This window comes from Paracoccus liaowanqingii (assembly GCF_004683865.2).
Lineage (GTDB): Bacteria > Pseudomonadota > Alphaproteobacteria > Rhodobacterales > Rhodobacteraceae > Paracoccus > Paracoccus liaowanqingii.
Window position 1 is genome coordinate 1,731,627 of sequence record NZ_CP038439.1, and the last position, 15,051, is coordinate 1,746,677.

Annotated in this window: 15 protein-coding genes; 5 read left to right on the plus strand and 10 right to left on the minus strand. The window is 69.2% G+C overall.

Annotated elements, in window-relative coordinates; all coding sequences use genetic code 11:
- The first annotated feature begins 105 nt into the window (after positions 1 to 105).
- Positions 106 to 1,146: an AraC family transcriptional regulator gene (locus E4191_RS08400; protein ID WP_135313012.1), complete on the plus strand. Its 1,041-nt coding sequence runs from the start codon at positions 106 to 108 to the stop codon at positions 1,144 to 1,146.
- Between the two features lie 106 nt (positions 1,147 to 1,252).
- Here the strand turns inward: E4191_RS08400 and E4191_RS08405 are convergent, their stop codons facing one another.
- Positions 1,253 to 1,996, minus strand: a complete 744-nt coding sequence (locus E4191_RS08405; protein ID WP_135313013.1) for an RlmE family RNA methyltransferase — start codon at positions 1,994 to 1,996, stop codon at positions 1,253 to 1,255.
- A 1-nt stretch (position 1,997) separates the two neighbouring features.
- Entirely contained in the window at positions 1,998 to 3,119 is a 1,122-nt protein-coding gene (locus E4191_RS08410) for a Ppx/GppA phosphatase family protein (protein WP_135313014.1), read from the minus strand.
- Positions 3,120 to 3,296: 177 nt separating this feature from the next.
- Here E4191_RS08410 and E4191_RS08415 point away from each other — a divergent pair, with 177 nt between their 5' ends.
- Positions 3,297 to 4,748, plus strand: a complete 1,452-nt coding sequence (locus E4191_RS08415) for a TrkH family potassium uptake protein (protein WP_135313015.1) — start codon at positions 3,297 to 3,299, stop codon at positions 4,746 to 4,748.
- Here the strand turns inward: E4191_RS08415 and E4191_RS08420 are convergent.
- Complete coding sequence (locus tag E4191_RS08420) at positions 4,745 to 6,100, minus strand: peptidoglycan-binding domain-containing protein (protein WP_228461178.1); 1,356 nt, start codon at positions 6,098 to 6,100, stop codon at positions 4,745 to 4,747. The genes E4191_RS08415 and E4191_RS08420 overlap by 4 nt on opposite strands.
- Before the next feature lie 120 nt (positions 6,101 to 6,220).
- On the opposite strand from E4191_RS08420, the gene E4191_RS08425 reads away from it, so the two are divergent.
- Genes E4191_RS08425 through glyS form a run of 3 tightly spaced genes read left to right on the plus strand, consistent with a single transcriptional unit; the run spans position 6,221 to position 9,848 of the window.
- Positions 6,221 to 7,147 carry a glycine--tRNA ligase subunit alpha gene (locus E4191_RS08425; RefSeq protein WP_135313016.1) on the plus strand — a complete coding sequence of 309 codons (927 nt, stop codon included), beginning with the start codon at positions 6,221 to 6,223 and terminating at the stop codon, positions 7,145 to 7,147.
- The gene (locus E4191_RS08430; RefSeq protein WP_135313017.1) at positions 7,144 to 7,620 is read left to right on the plus strand and encodes a DUF6446 family protein; all 477 of its coding nucleotides are present in this window, start codon (positions 7,144 to 7,146) and stop codon (positions 7,618 to 7,620) included. The genes E4191_RS08425 and E4191_RS08430 overlap by 4 nt, the downstream gene beginning before the upstream one ends.
- Positions 7,620 to 9,848, plus strand: coding sequence for a glycine--tRNA ligase subunit beta (gene glyS / locus E4191_RS08435; RefSeq protein WP_135313018.1), 2,229 nt, complete (start codon positions 7,620 to 7,622; stop codon positions 9,846 to 9,848). Before E4191_RS08430 ends, glyS begins: the two co-directional genes overlap by 1 nt.
- 281 nt (positions 9,849 to 10,129) lie before the next feature.
- On the opposite strand, the gene E4191_RS08440 is transcribed toward glyS, so the two are convergent.
- The 7 genes from E4191_RS08440 to sdhC are packed head-to-tail and all read right to left on the minus strand — an operon-like array spanning position 10,130 to position 15,041.
- Complete coding sequence (locus E4191_RS08440) at positions 10,130 to 10,909, minus strand: succinate dehydrogenase iron-sulfur subunit (protein WP_135313019.1); 780 nt, start codon at positions 10,907 to 10,909, stop codon at positions 10,130 to 10,132.
- A 13-nt stretch (positions 10,910 to 10,922) separates the two neighbouring features.
- Positions 10,923 to 11,747: a hypothetical protein gene (locus E4191_RS08445; RefSeq protein WP_135313020.1), complete on the minus strand. Its 825-nt coding sequence runs from the start codon at positions 11,745 to 11,747 to the stop codon at positions 10,923 to 10,925.
- Entirely contained in the window at positions 11,744 to 12,067 is a 324-nt protein-coding gene (locus E4191_RS08450; protein ID WP_135313021.1) for a hypothetical protein, read from the minus strand. Before E4191_RS08450 ends, E4191_RS08445 begins: the two co-directional genes overlap by 4 nt.
- 4 nt (positions 12,068 to 12,071) lie before the next feature.
- Positions 12,072 to 12,437 carry a hypothetical protein gene (locus E4191_RS08455; protein ID WP_135313022.1) on the minus strand — a complete coding sequence of 122 codons (366 nt, stop codon included), beginning with the start codon at positions 12,435 to 12,437 and terminating at the stop codon, positions 12,072 to 12,074.
- Complete coding sequence (gene sdhA, locus E4191_RS08460) at positions 12,437 to 14,239, minus strand: succinate dehydrogenase flavoprotein subunit (RefSeq protein ID WP_135313023.1); 1,803 nt, start codon at positions 14,237 to 14,239, stop codon at positions 12,437 to 12,439. The genes E4191_RS08455 and sdhA overlap by 1 nt, the downstream gene beginning before the upstream one ends.
- Before the next feature lie 7 nt (positions 14,240 to 14,246).
- Positions 14,247 to 14,636 carry a succinate dehydrogenase, hydrophobic membrane anchor protein gene (locus E4191_RS08465; protein ID WP_135313024.1) on the minus strand — a complete coding sequence of 130 codons (390 nt, stop codon included), beginning with the start codon at positions 14,634 to 14,636 and terminating at the stop codon, positions 14,247 to 14,249.
- 12 nt (positions 14,637 to 14,648) lie between these two features.
- Positions 14,649 to 15,041, minus strand: a complete 393-nt coding sequence (gene sdhC, locus E4191_RS08470; RefSeq protein ID WP_135313025.1) for a succinate dehydrogenase, cytochrome b556 subunit — start codon at positions 15,039 to 15,041, stop codon at positions 14,649 to 14,651.
- Positions 15,042 to 15,051: the final 10 nt, after the last annotated feature.

The following is a 15,051-nucleotide window of genomic DNA, read 5'->3' on the forward strand; positions in this document are numbered from 1 at the left end:
ACAGAGTTTTCACAATATGTGGTCATAGATCGGACGGCGGGCCCCTTCGCGGGCGCGCGCCGGACCCTGCGGCCCCTTGCACCCTGTTGATCGGACCCGGAACCCATGTCGCTTTGGGATCGCACGAACTGGCAGGAGGGATTTCCCTTCTCTCCGACCCGGCTGAAGCCGAAGGGCTCGGACCGGCCGGGGACCGCGTCGGAGGCGGTGACGGCGCCGCGCATCCCCGAGGACGGGACCCCGCCGGTCCCCTGGGCGCCGCCGGTCCCAAAGCCCACGCCCGGTGCCACCCTGCAGCGCTTCGCCCCCCGCCGCGCCCTGCTGCGCCTGCTGCCGCTGGCGGCTTTTGCCTGGGGCGGTTCGGGCAGCGCGCGCGGCAGCAGCCCCACCCTGCCCCGCACCCGGCCCGACCATCTGCTGATCTGGGTCGTCGCGGGCCGGATGCGCCTGCAGATCGCGCGCCAGACGGTCGAGATGCGGCCCGGCAGCCTCCGTTTCCTTCCCGCCGGCACCGCCTTCGCCGCCCTCCCCCTGCCGGGGGCCGAGGGGCATGTGCTGACGATCTCGCCCGACCTGAGCCATGGCCTCGACCCGGCCCTGCCCCGGCAGGTGACCGCAGGCCATGTCGGGGCGGCCGGGGACGCCCTGCTGGTCACCCTGCGCGATCTGGCCGACGAGGCCGCGCGGGCCAGCGACCGCCGGGCCCTGACCTGCCACCTGACCCTTTTGTCCCTGCGCCTGTCGCGCCTGGATCCCGAACCCGACCGCAGCCCCACGGACCTGCAGGCCGCCGCCCGCAACGCCGCCCCGCCCCACCCCGACCGCCCGCTGGTCGAACGCTTCCTGGCCCTGGCGGCGGTCGAGCTTGGCCATTGCCGCAGCCTGGCGGGGCTGGCGCAGGACCTGGGCACGACGCTGACCGTGCTGGACCGCGCCTGCCTCGCGGCGCGGGGCCGCCGGGCCGTGGACCTGCTGCACGGGCTGCGGCTGGACCGGGCGGCCGAGTTGCTGCGCCACACCGACTGCCCTCCGGCGCGCATCGCGCAGGACCTGGGCTATGCCAGCCACGCCCACCTGACCCGCGCCTTCGTGACCGCCACCGGCCGCACGCCCGAGGCCTATCGCCACCAGATGCGCCAGCCCTGAGGGGCGGCAGACCCAAGCCCCCCGCCGCGCACCTTTCTTCTTCACAAAAATATCCATCGAAGCGTGACGCCCGCCCCGCGGCCCGCACAAGGCGCGAACGCCCCCGTCAGTCCTCGCCGGGCAACTCACGGCCCTTGAACCCGGTCGCCACCACGAACTTCTCCGAGGAATCGCTGCGGCTGGCGGGGGGCTTGACGTTGACGACCTTGGTGAAGCGACGCTTCAGCAGGGTCTGCATCTCGACCTCGGCGCCGCCCGCCAAAACCTTGGCGACGAAGGTGCCGCCCGGCTCTAGCACGTCGAAGGCCAGCTGCGCCGCCGCCTCGACCAGCGCCACGATGCGGATGTGGTCGGTGCCCTTGTGGCCCGAGGACGAGGCCGCCATGTCCGACATCACCACGTCTGCAGGACCGCCCAGCCAGTCCTTGACCAGATCGTCGGCGCCCTCGGACAGGAAGTCCAGCACATGAATCTCGGCCCCTGGGATGGGATCGACCTCCTGCAGGTCCAGACCCAGCACGCGGCCGACCTTCTTGCCCGACTTCTCGCCCAGCGCGTTCACGCGGGCCACGGCCACCTGGCACCAGCCGCCGGGCGCGCAGCCCAGATCGACGACCCGGGCACCGGGCACCAGGAAGCGGTACTTGTCGTCCAGCTCCAGGATCTTGTAGGCCGCCCGCCCGCGATAGCCCTCGCGCTTGGCGCGAACCACGTAAGGGTCGTTCAGCTGCCGCTCCAGCCACAGGGTCGAGGACAGCTTGCGCCCCTTGGCCGATTTCACGCGCACCCGCAGATCGCGGGCGCCGCGCCCGCTGGTCTTGCCGTCCCGGCTGGTCGGTGTCTTCGTCATCTCATGCCACTCCGTTCAGGCCGTCCGGCGTCAGCACCCCATCGCGCACCATCTGGGCATAAAGCAACCCTTCGCGCAGCCCGCGATCGGCCACCGACAGCTTGTTGGTGGGCCAGACGCGCATCAGGGTCTGCAGGATCGCCGCCCCCGACATGATCAGCGCATGGCGCTCGCGCCCGATGCGCGGGTCGGTGCGGCGCCCCTCGGGACCCAGCTGCAGATAGGAATGGATGACCCGGTCGATCTGATCGCTGGTCATCTCCAGCCCGTCCACCTTGGTGCGGTCATAGCGGCGCAGGCCCAGGAAACTGGCCGCGACCGTGGTGACGGTCCCCGAGGTGCCGATGATCTGGAACCCCTCGTCGGGCGATCCGTCCGCATAGGGGGTGAAGTTCGCCAAGGCCTCCTCGAAGAACCAGCTCATCAGCGCGAAGCGGCCCTGATCGTCCTCCACATCGGCGAACTGATCGCGCAGCGTCGCCACGCCCAAAGGCACGCTGATCCAGTCCACCACCCGCGCGCCGCCGGGCTGCGGATTGCCGAAGCCGTCCGACAGCCGCATGATGGCGCGGGGACGCTCCTTGGGCTCCACATCCTCCAGGTCGATCCAGACCAGCTCCGTCGACCCGCCGCCGATATCGACGACCATCAGCGTCTCGGTCTTGTGGCTGACCAGCGGCGCGCAGCTGATCACCGCCAGCTGCGCCTCCTCCTCCGACCCGATGATCTCGATGGGCAGGCCGGTCTCGCGGCGGATGGTGCGCATGAAGTCGCGGCTGTTGCGGGCCCTCCGGCAGGCCTCGGTCGCCACAAGGCGCATGTTGCGGACCTTGTGCTGGTCCAGCTTGCGCCGGCAGACCTGCAATGCGTGGATGGTACGCGCCATCGAGCTGCGGGACAGGCGTCCCGAAGCTTCCAGCCCCTGACCAAGCTGAACCGGCTTGGAGAAGCTGTCGATGACCTGAAACTGACTGCCCGTCGGACGGGCAATCAGCATCCGGCAAGAATTTGTCCCGAGATCGAGCGCAGCATAAAGCGGCCCTTCCTCGGAAAGTCGGGTGCCAGACGGCTCGACCGTGATGTTCGGGAACGCGCCCGCACCCGCAGGACGCTTGGGCGTCATGACACACGCCCTCCGATGACTAGTTGAACAAAACGTAACCTGCCCGGAGGTACCATTCAAGGGGCGGCGGGCGCGATGCCGCCCCGTCCGGGCGATCCCCGGGGTCCGGGCCGAGGAAGTTCCGGCGCTTGCGCGGCCCGTCTTGACGCGCGGGCGGGCGCGCGGCAAGCAGGATCGATGATCGACATCCGCCCCGTAGCCCATCCGATCGGCAGGATCCTGACCGTCCTTGGGGCCTTCATGCTGGCGCCCATGGCGGTGGACTGGTGGCACGGCGATCCGCACTGGGCGGTCTTTCTGCAGTCCAGCGTGATGACCATGGTGGCGGGGCTGCTGATCTCGACCGCGACGGCGGGGCGCTATGACCATCTGAGCCTGCATCAGGCCTTCCTGCTGACCTCGGGGATCTGGCTGGTGCTGCCGCTGTTCGGCTGCCTGCCCTTCATGCTGGGCATGCCCAACGCGACCTTCACCGACGCGATGTTCGAATCGATGTCGGGCTTCACCACCACCGGCACCACGGTCTTTCCGCAGCTGGACCAGCTGGCGCGCGGCATCCACCTGTGGCGGGCGATCCTGCACTGGGCCGGGGGCCTGGGGATCGTCGTCGTGGCGATGGTCTTCCTGCCGGTGATGAAGGTCGGCGGCATGCAGTTCTTCCGGTCCGAGGGCTTCGACACGCTCGGCAAGGTGCTGCCCCGCGCGGGCCAGATCGCCGGAGAGATGACGCGCCTCTACCTGATCCTGACGGGGGCCTGTCTCGTCACCTACCTGATGCTGGGGATGAGCGGCTTCGACGCGGTCGTGCAGGCCTTCAGCACGGTGTCGACCGGCGGGTTCTCGAACTATGACGCCAGCTTTGGGGCGTTTCTGGGACCGGCGGAATGGGCGGCCTGCGTCTTCATGGTGCTGGCCTCGATCCCGTTCATCCGCATGGTGCAGCTGATGCGCGGGCAGGCGCGGCCCCTGTGGCGCGACACGCAGGTGCGGGCCTATCTGCGCTGGATCGCCTATGCCTGCATCATCATCCTGCTCTATCGCGTCCTCTGGCTGGGCCAGACCGGCCACCCCGAGGAGATGCTGCGCGAGACCCTGTTCAACACCATCTCGACCTTCTCGGGCACGGGCTTCGCCTCGACCGACATGACGGGCTGGGGGCATCTGTCCCTGACGGTGCTGATCATCTGCGGGCTGATCGGCGGCTGCACCGGATCGACGGGCTGTTCGGTCAAGGTCTTCCGCTATCTGGTGCTGTTCGAGGCGGTGCGCGCCCAGATCCGGCGCATGCATTCGCCGCACCGCGTCTATCCGCTGCGCTATGACGGCCATCCGCTGGAACAGGACGTGGTCGATTCGGTCATGGCCTTCTTCACGCTGTTCTTCCTGACCTTCGGGCTGCTGATCGTGGGCCTGTCGCTGACCGGGCTGCATCCGCGCACCGCCCTGACCGCCGCCTGGACCGCCATCGCCAATATCGGCCCGGTCTGGGGCCCCGAGATCACCGCCAACGGCTCCATCGCGGAGTTCCCGACCTCGGCCAAGTGGCTGATGACCTTCGGCATGTTCCTAGGGCGGCTGGAGCTGGTCTCGGTCCTGGTGCTGCTGCTGCCGCGCTTCTGGCGCGCCTAGGGCAGCGCGGGGGCGCCGGCTGCGTCCGTCACGGCCTCGGTCGTGAGGGCTGCGGGGGCATCGGCCGGCGGCGCCTCGCTCGCGCCCGGGGCGTGGCGGGTCAGGCTGTCGCTGAGTTCTGCCGACAGGCGGGCCTGCGCCTCGGGGTCCGTGGCGGGCCAGATCAGGACATATCCCTCGGCCCGGCCGTCGCGGACCCAGCCCTCGGCGGCGCCGATATGGGCGTCATTGGCGCCCTGCAGGGTGACATGGCCCTGCCGCACGGTGCGGTCCGGCGCGGGCACCCAGCCAAGCGCGGTCACCAGCCCCGCCAGGTCCAGCAATTCCTGCTGTCCGCCCGGCTGGCTGAACAGGATCAGCGCCGCGCCCGATCCGTCGCGGGGGCCATAGATCGACAGCGCCCGTTCCGCCCGGTCGAACTGCAACGCCGGCATCGGCGCGCTGACGGTCAGCCCGGTCGCGGCGTCGCGCAGCGGGGCGACCCCCATCTCGTCGCGCCAGGCCGCGCGCTGGTCGATCAGAGCCCGCAACGCGGTCCCGGGATCGGTCGAGGCGCGGCCCTGCGCGATCTGCGCTTGGATCGCGGCGCGCGTCATGGGACCGTCGGTGCCGTCGATCTCTCCGCCGTAATGCCCGGCCCATCGCAGCGCGCGCTGCGCCTCGTCCAGCGGCGGCAGGGGTTGCGCCGCATCGGGCAATGGCAGGTCGGGGGCCTGACCCTCGTCCAGCGGTTGACCCAAGGTGGCGCCCTCCACCAGCGTCGCGTCCTCGGGGATCAGCCCGGCCCGCGCCAGCACCGGCAGCCACGCGCGCCCGGCCTCCCGCGCGACAGGGCCCAGGGCCAGGGCGAAGGCACCGTCGGGCAGGCCCCATAGCCCCGCCTCGGGGAACTCGGCGCGAAGGCGGGCCAGCGCGGCCTCGGCCTCGGCACGGTCGGCCAGCGTGTCCAGCCGCAGGAAGTGGACAGGCGCGGGCGGTGCCTCGGGCGCGACCGCCCCTGCGGCATCCCCCTCATTTCCCCCCGCGGGCGTCAGCGCCGTGCCCGGCGCCGGCACGCTGACGAAGCTGTCCCCCGGCACCGCGCCCGCCGCGCGCAGATCGCGCAGCCGCGCCTCGGCCTGGGCGCGGTCCAGCGGACCAAGCGCGATCCCGGTCCAGCCGCCCGGCAGCGGCAGCGTCACCACGTCGTCGAACTGCGCGGCCCAGGCCGCCGCGGCTTCGGTCGCGGCGCCGGGCAGGCGCTTGGCCTCCAGCCGGATCACCGCCTCCTGCGCCAGCGCCATCCCCGGCAGCGCCGTTGCCAGAACCATCGCCGCCACGCACCGCCGCATCGGGGTCGCCTTGCCCATCATCCTGCCCTGCCATCCTGTCGCGGGACCGCTGCCCGCTGCCCGGCCTTTATTGACCCTGTGGCACCGCGCGCCTAGAAGACGCGGGCGCCCTGCCCCCGATTAATGCAAAAGGACGGCCCGATGACCAGCCCCAACCGACCCCGCAGTTTCCAGGAGATCATCTTGGCGTTGCAGACCTATTGGGCGGCACAGGGCTGCGCCATCCTGCAGCCCTACGACATGGAGGTCGGCGCGGGCACCTTCCACCCGGCCACCACGCTGCGTGCCCTGGGCAGCCGGTCCTGGGCCGCGGCCTATGTGCAGCCCTCGCGCCGCCCCACGGATGGCCGCTACGGCGAGAACCCCAACCGGCTGCAGCATTACTACCAGTATCAGGTCATCATCAAACCCTCGCCCCCCGATCTGCAGGAGCTGTATCTGGGCAGCCTGCGCGCCATCGGTCTGGACCCGATGGTCCATGACGTCCGCTTCGTCGAGGATGACTGGGAATCCCCGACCCTCGGCGCATGGGGCCTGGGATGGGAGGTCTGGTGCGACGGGATGGAGGTCAGCCAGTTCACCTATTTCCAGCAGGTCGGCGGGCATGACTGCCGCCCCGTGTCGGGCGAGCTGACTTACGGTCTGGAACGTCTGGCCATGTATGTGCTGGGCGTCGAGCATGTCATGGACATGCCCTTCAACGATCCCGACAGCCCCATCGCGCTGTCCTATGGCGACATCTTCCGCCAGACCGAACAGGAATACAGCCGCTGGAACTTCGACCAGGCCGACACCGACATGCTGTTCCAGCATTTCAAGGATGCCGAGGCCGAATGCGCCCGCATCCTGGGCGCGGACCGCACCGACAGCGCGGGCCGCGTGATCCCGATGGCGCACCCGGCCTATGATCAGGCGATCAAGGCCAGCCACATCTTCAACCTGCTGGATGCGCGCGGCGTCATCTCGGTCACCGAGCGGCAGGCCTATATCGGACGGGTGCGGACGCTGGCCAAAGGCTGCGCGGATCTGTTCCTGACCACCGATGCCGCAGGCGGGGTCGCCGCATGAACTGGGGCAAGGTCGCCGCACTGGCCCTGCTGGGCAGCGCCGTCGCGGCCGGCGGCGGCATGTGGTACGCGCAGCAATACGGCTATTACGAGCCCATCGACCCGACCGGCCCCGGCGCCGCGCTGGCCGTCGCCACCGCCGCGGGCGAGCAACCCCTGACCCTGTCCGGGTTCGAGGGGATCGACGCGGTCAGCTCTCCGCTGCGCTGGCGGGCCTGCGCGACGGTCGAGGCCGTCCCCGCCGACGCGGTGCCCTTCCAGGACGCCACGCCCTTGAACGCCCCGCGCTGGTTCGACTGCTTCGACGCCCCGCAGATCGGCGCCGATCTGGCCGACGGCACCGCCCGCGCCCTCCTGTCGGTCGAGGATATCCGCCCCGACGTGGACCGGGTGCTGGCCGTCTATCCCGACGGCCGCGTCTATGGCTGGCACCAATATGTTGACAAGACCCCGGAACGCGGAGTGATGGACTGATGCCCGACCTGCTGATCGAACTGTTTTCCGAGGAAATCCCCGCCCGCATGCAGGCCCGCGCCCGCGAGGACCTCAAGCGCCTCGTGACCGAGGGGCTGGTGCAGGCGGGCCTGACCTATGCCGGCGCCGGGGCCTTCTCGACCCCGCGCCGCTTGACCCTGACGGTCGAGGACCTGACCGCCCACAGCCCCACCACGCGGGAAGAGCGCAAGGGCCCCCGCTTGGACGCCCCCGAAAAGGCGCTGGAGGGGTTCCTGCGCTCCACCGGCCTGACCCGCGACCAGCTGGACGCGCGCGACGACAAGAAGGGCCAGGTCTGGTTCGCCACGATCACCCAGCCCGGCCGCCCCGCCGCCCAGATCGTGGCCGAGGTGCTGGAGGCCGCGATCCGCACCTTCCCCTGGCCCAAATCCATGCGATGGGGCGCGGGCAGCCTGCGGTGGGTCCGCCCGCTGCATTCCATCCTCTGCATCCTGTCGGATGAGGCGGGCGCCGAAATCGTCCCCCTGACAGTCGATGGCATCGCCGCCGCCAACACCACGCGCGGCCACCGCTTCATGGCCCCCGACGCCTTCCCCGTCACCGGCTTCGAGGATTACGCCACCAAGCTGCGCCGCGCCCGCGTCATGCTGGACGCCGAGGAACGCGCCTCGGAAATCCGCGCGCAGGCCGAGAACCTGGCCTTCGCGCGCGGCTGGCAGATCGTCCCAGACGAGGCGCTGCTGGCCGAGGTCGCGGGCCTCGTCGAATGGCCCGTCCCGCTGATGGGCGTGATCGAGGACCGCTTCCTGGCGCTGCCCCCCGAGGTGCTGCAGACATCGATGAAGGAACACCAGAAGTTCTTCTCGGCCCGCAACCCGCGCACCGGCCGGATCGAGGGCTTCGTGACCGTCGCCAATATCGAGACCCCCGACGACGGCGCCACCATCCTGGCCGGCAACCAGCGCGTGCTGGCCGCCCGCCTGTCGGATGCGGCCTTCTTCTGGGAAAACGACCTGCGCGAGGCGAAATCCGGCATGACAGCCTGGGCCGAAGGCCTGACCTCGGTCACCTTCCACAACAAGCTGGGCTCGCAAGCCGACCGGATCGCCCGCATCGCCGCATTGGCCCGCGAGATCGCCCCCCTTGTCGGCGCCGACCCCGACCAGTCCGAACGCGCCGCCCGTCTGGCCAAGCTGGACCTGCGCTCCGCCATGGTCGGAGAGTTCCCCGAACTGCAGGGCACGATGGGCCGCTACTACGCTTTGGAGGCCGGAGAGCCCGAGGCCATAGCCGACGCCGCCCGCGACCACTACGCCCCCCTCGGCCCCTCCGACGCGGTCCTGACCGCGCCGGTGTCGGTCGCCGTGGCACTGGCCGACAAGATCGACACGCTGACGGGGTTCTGGGCGATCGACGAGAAGCCGACAGGATCGAAGGATCCGTTCGCGCTGCGGCGGGCGGCGTTGGGGGTGATCCGGTTGGTACTGGAAAACAGGCTCGAATTGCCGTTGGTGCAATACGCAGAACCGACAGAGGCGGGAGGCATCCAAGGAACTAAAGGTCGTCTCGGCCTCCTCAGTCGCGCGTATATGCGAATCCTCCAAGAGGCACTGGCAACAAAAATCCGGGCTCGAAGCGAAACATTGGAAGAGGCGCTGGCGCGCATAGAGCAGCCTAGACCCGGACCGGTCCTCATCAGCGGTAACCGAGAAGGCCTAGTGGCCGACCTCCTCTCCTTCCTCCACGACCGCCTCAAAGTCCACCTGCGCGACCAGGGCATCCGCCACGACATCATCGACGCCGTCCTCGCGCAGGAGGGCAACGACGACCTCGTTCAGGTGGTGAACCGCGCCACCGCGCTGAACGCCATGCTGCAGACCGAAGACGGGAAAGACCTCACGCAGGGCCTCAAGCGCGCGGGCAACATCCTGGCGCAGGCCGAGGAGAAGGACGGCGTCGAATACAGCTTCGGCGCCGACATCAAGTTCGCCGAGACGGACGAGGAACGCGCCCTCTTCGCCGCCCTCGACGGCGCCGAACCGGCGATCCGCCACGCTATGGCCTCCGAGGACTTCCCCTCCGCCATGTCCGCCATTGCCGCCCTGCGCAGCCCCATCGACGCCTTCTTCGAGGCCGTGCAGGTCAACACCGACAGCCAGATCCTGCGCCGCAACCGCCTGAACCTGCTCTCGCGCATCCGCGACGCCGGCCGCCAGATCGCCGACTTCACCCGCATCGAGGGATGATCCCCTGCCAAAGGTCCGCCCCGACCTTTGGCAGTCCGCTCCACACACGGCGTCACGCAAGACGTGACGGCGGGCAGGCTCATGGCCCTAGTCTCGCCCCGCGCCTCGCGTCGTCCAAAATCACCCGAAAAGGACGGGCCTGCCGCCCCCCCAATTCCGCCACACCCCCACCCCAACGAAAGAGACCGCAGGCTCCCACCCGCGGTCTCTTTCTTCTTCACGAAAATATCCCGCAGGGGGTCCGGGGGGCGCGCAGCCCCCCGGCGATCGCGGGACGCGGATCAGACCGCGCGTTCCACCATCATGTGCTTGATCGAGGCGATCGCCTTGGCCGGGTTCAGGCCCTTCGGGCAGGTGTTGGTGCAGTTCATGATCGTGTGGCAGCGATACAGCTTGAAGGGATCCTCCAGCTCGTCCAGACGCTCGCCGGTGGCCTCGTCGCGGCTGTCGATGATCCAGCGATAGGCGTGCAGCAGCGCGGCCGGGCCCAGATAGCGGTCGCCGTTCCACCAGTAGGACGGGCAGGCGGTCGAGCAGGAGGCGCAGAGGATGCACTCGTAGAGCCCGTCCAGCTTCTTGCGATCCTCGATCGACTGCTTCCATTCCTTGCCCGGCGTGGGCGTCTTGGTCTGCAGATAGGGGTTCACCGAGGCGTGCTGGGCATAGAAATGCGTCAGGTCGGGGACCAGGTCCTTGACCACCGCCATATGCGGCAGCGGATAGATCGACACGTCGCCCTTCACCTCGTCGATGCCGTAGATGCAGGCCAGGTGGTTGCCGCCGTCGATGACCATCGCGCAGGATCCGCAGATCCCCTCGCGGCAGGACCGGCGGAAGGCCAAGGTCGGGTCGATCTCGGACTTGATCTTGATCAGCGCGTCCAGCATCATCGGGCCGCACTTGTCCAGATCGATGACATAGGTGTCCAGGCGCGGGTTCTCGCCCGTCTCGGGATCCCACCGATAGATCTTGAACGTCTTGACGTTGGTGGCGCCGACGGGCTTCGGCCAGGTCTTGCCGACCCGGATCTGGCTGTTCTTGGGCAGGGTGAACTGGACCATGGGGTAGCTCCTTTCAGAGAGTGCCTTCGGATGGCGATGGCGCCGTAAACAGGGGTTGCGAGCGAGAGACCAGATCGGCCACCCGGTCGCGGGCGTGGGGGTTCAGCGCCAGCCCGTTCAGGCGGCGCAGGAATTCGGTGGCATTCGCGCTCAGTTGCTCCATGCCGCGCCCGTCCAGGGGCGGCAGGGCATCGATGCGCGCCGGGTCGATCCCGGCCAGGTCCAGCAACTGGCGGCCAGGGCGTTCGGGCTCGGGCTCGTCCTCCAGCCTCACGCGGGTCACGCGCTCGGACCCGAGCGCGGCCGACAGGCGCCGGATCAGGTCGCCCCAGCCCGGCAGTCCGGCGGTTTCGGCCTGGAACTCGTCCCAGGTGCGCCCGTAGCCGTCCGTGCGCACGGCCTGCGCCCAGACCGAGGGCAGCCAGGAAGCCATCCGCCGCGTGTAGATCACGACGCGGGGGGCAAAGCCGCGCGCGGCGGCCTGATCCAGCAGCGGCGCCATCATCCCCGGCAGCGCCGGATAGAGCCGCGTCTCGCCGCCATTCCCGGGCATCGCCCCCGCCAGGTTTTCGTGGCTGAGGACGACCGTCTGCAGGCCGTCGGGCAGCGTGTCCAGAACCGTTCCGAAGGCATCCGACAGCGCCAGGCGGCGGTCGCGGTCCTCGCTGAGGCTGGCTGCGATCGCCGCCCGTCCCAGGGGACGCATCGGCGTGCCCTCCTCGGGGGTGCGCACGATCAGACTGTCCGACAGCGCTTCGGCCGAGCGGCGCAGGAAACGCTGCAGCGAGGTGGTGCCGGTCTTCTGCACGCCGACATGAAGGATCAGCGGGCGGCTCATGACGCGCCCCGCCAGCCCGGCTGGTCGGCCAGCGCGCGTTCGGGCATCTGGCCCGACCGCCGCTGCACGCAGCGGCTGAACACCTCGGCCGGATCCCGGCCGCGCAGATAGTCGCCGCTGATTTCCAGCTCGATCCCGCCATAGCCGCGGGTTCCGCCCTGCCCCGAGCCCACGCCCATGGCAATGCTGCCACGCGGGCCTTGGGCCAGGTCTGCATCGCGCAGGCACACGCGCTCGGCCTGATCCACCGGGATCGGACCGCAGGCCGCCACGACTGCCACCAGGGGCAGCCAGGCGATGCGCCGTGCCTGCGCGATCATGGCCTTACGCCGTGCGCGCCGCAGCGGCGATGCACTGCGTCGTGGTCGGACGCGAGACGATCGACGCCACGCTGTCCGCCGTGCCGGCGATGCCCGAGCGCGACATCTGGGCGATGTCGATCAGTTCGGCGGTGGTCGCGTTGTTGATCACGCAATCGGTATAGGGCGAGACGTTCACGCCCGGCAGGCGGCGCTGCATCTCGCTGTCGACCACGTTGCGGACGATCTGGCGCGAGGCGGCGTCGAGGATCGTGGGCGTGGTCGCGATCGGAGCGGAAGGAACGACCGGGGCCGCCATCGGGATCGGGGCGACGCAGCCCGCCAAGGTGGCGACGGCCAAGCCGCAGGCGGCAAGAAGGTTGAAACGCATCAGTAAACCCTTTTTTTCGGAGCGATCTTGGTCAGTTCGATCCCGCCGTCTTCGGCCTTTGTCAGGGGCTCCAGGTGAACGGGACGGTAGGCCAGTTTAACCTTGTTCCCATCGACCCAGGCAAGCGAATGCTTGCGCCAGTTGGCGTCATCCCGCTCAGGATAATCCTCGTGCGCATGCGCGCCGCGGCTTTCCTTGCGGGCCTCGGCCGCAACGATCGTCGTCAGGGCGTTGGGCATCAGGTTGGTCAGCTCCAACGTTTCCATCAGGTCCGTGTTCCAGATCAGGCCGCGATCCGTCACCTTCAGGTCATCAAGTTTTCCGGCGATGGCGCCCATCTTCTCCATCCCCTCGGCCAAGGTCTTGTCGGTGCGGAACACCGCGGCGTCCAGCTGCATGGTGCGCTGCATCTCGTCGCGCAGCTCGGCCGTGCCGGTGGTGCCCTGCGCGTGGCGCAGCCCGTCGAAGCGGTCCAGCGCCTTGTCGACCTGGCTCTGGTCGGTTGAGGGCACCGCGCCCACGCGGTCGATCACGTCGCCCGCCCGGATCGCGGCGGCCCGGCCAAAGACCACCAGGTCGATCAGGCTGTTCGAGCCCAGGCGGTTCGCGCCATGCACCGAGGCGCAGCCGGCCTCGCCCACGGCCATCAGGCCGGGGAAGATCGCGTCGGGGTTTTCTTCCGTCGGTGCAAGGACTTCGCCCCAATAGTTCGTGGGGATGCCGCCCATGTTGTAGTGCACGGTGGGAATGACCGGGATCGGCGCGCGGGTCAGATCGACGCCGGCAAAGATCTTGGCGCTTTCGCTGATGCCCGGCAGACGCTCGTTCAGGGTCTCGGGCGGCAGGTGCATCAGGTTGAGGAAGATGTGGTCCTTGTCGGGACCCACGCCGCGTCCCTCGCGGATCTCCATCGTCATGCAGCGGCTGACCACGTCGCGGCTGGCCAGATCCTTGTAGGTCGGGGCATAGCGCTCCATGAAGCGCTCGCCTTCCGAGTTGGTCAGATAGCCGCCCTCGCCGCGCGCGCCCTCGGTGATCAGGCAACCCGAGCCGTAGATGCCGGTCGGGTGGAACTGCACGAACTCCATGTCCTGCAGCGGCAGGCCCGCACGTGCCACCATGCCGCCGCCGTCGCCGGTGCAGGTATGGGCGCTGGTCGCGCTGAAATAGGCGCGGCCATAGCCGCCCGTGGCCAGCACCACCATCTTGGCGTTGAAGACATGCATGGTGCCGTCGTCCAGCTTCCAGCAGACGACCCCGGTGCAGCGCCCGTCGGTGACGATCAGGTCCAGCGCGAAATACTCGATGAAGAATTCCGCGTTATGCTTGAGCGACTGGCCATAGAGCGTGTGCAGGATCGCGTGGCCGGTCCGGTCGGCGGCGGCGCAGGTGCGCTGCACCGGGGGGCCCTCGCCGTATTCGGTCGTGTGGCCGCCGAAGGGGCGCTGGTAGATGCGGCCATCCTCGGTGCGGCTGAAGGGGACGCCGTAATGCTCCAGCTCGTAGACGGCCTTGGGGGCCTCACGCGCCAGGTATTCCATGGCGTCGGTGTCGCCCAGCCAGTCCGACCCCTTGACGGTGTCGTACATGTGCCACTGCCAGTTGTCGGGGCCCATGTTGGACAGCGAGGCGGCGATGCCGCCCTGTGCCGCGACGGTGTGCGAGCGCGTCGGGAAGACCTTGGTCACGCAGGCCGTGCGCAGGCCCTGCTCGGCCATGCCGAGGGCGGCCCGAAGGCCCGCGCCGCCGGCACCGACGACGACGACGTCATAGTCATGCGTATGTGTTTCGTAGGCTGCCATGTCGTCCTCAGATCGCAATGATGGTGAAGGCCATCTTCGCCAGCGCGAAGATCGCAGCGGCGATGACGCCCCAGCCGAAGATCGCGATGGCGACCATGGTCAGCTGCTGGGCGGTGCCGTGGACATAGTCGGCGATCGCGCCGCCCTGCGAGCCCTTGATGAAGTGCAGCATCCCCACGATCACGAAGAGCGCGGTGATGATGCCCGGGAAGGGCCGGCCGAAATGGGCCACGACCTCGGGCTGGCTGAGACCGATGGCCCCGCCGACCGCGATCAGGAAAAGCGGCGTCAGGATGACCAGCGCATAGCTGCTCATCGTGATGTTCCAGTGATGCGTGGTGCCCGAGCGGGCCGAACCCAGGCCCGAGGCCGCCTTGCGGGGGGTGATGTAGCGCATGATGCGTGGCCCTCAGCTGACGAAGAAGATGATCAGGCTCAGCAGCGTCAGCACCACCGAACCGATGATGATGGCCCAAGAGCCGCGCTTGGCGTTCTCGATCTCCAGCCCCAGGCCGTTGTCGTAGAACAGGTGCCGCACGCCCGACAGCGCATGGAACCACAGCGCCCAGGCCGAGGCGGTCATGACCAGGAAGCCCAGCCAGGACCGCATGACCCAATCGGCCGCCGCGAAGGCGCCGGGGCTGCTGACGGCGGCGACCAGCCACCAGACCAGCAGCACGATGCCCGCGACCAGCGCATGGCCGGTGATCCGCGTCAGGATCGAGGTCACGGCGGGAATGGGCAGGCGATAGACCTGAAGATGGGGGGAAAGCGGCCGGTTACCCCGGTTCACGTCGGCCATTGGCGGCCCT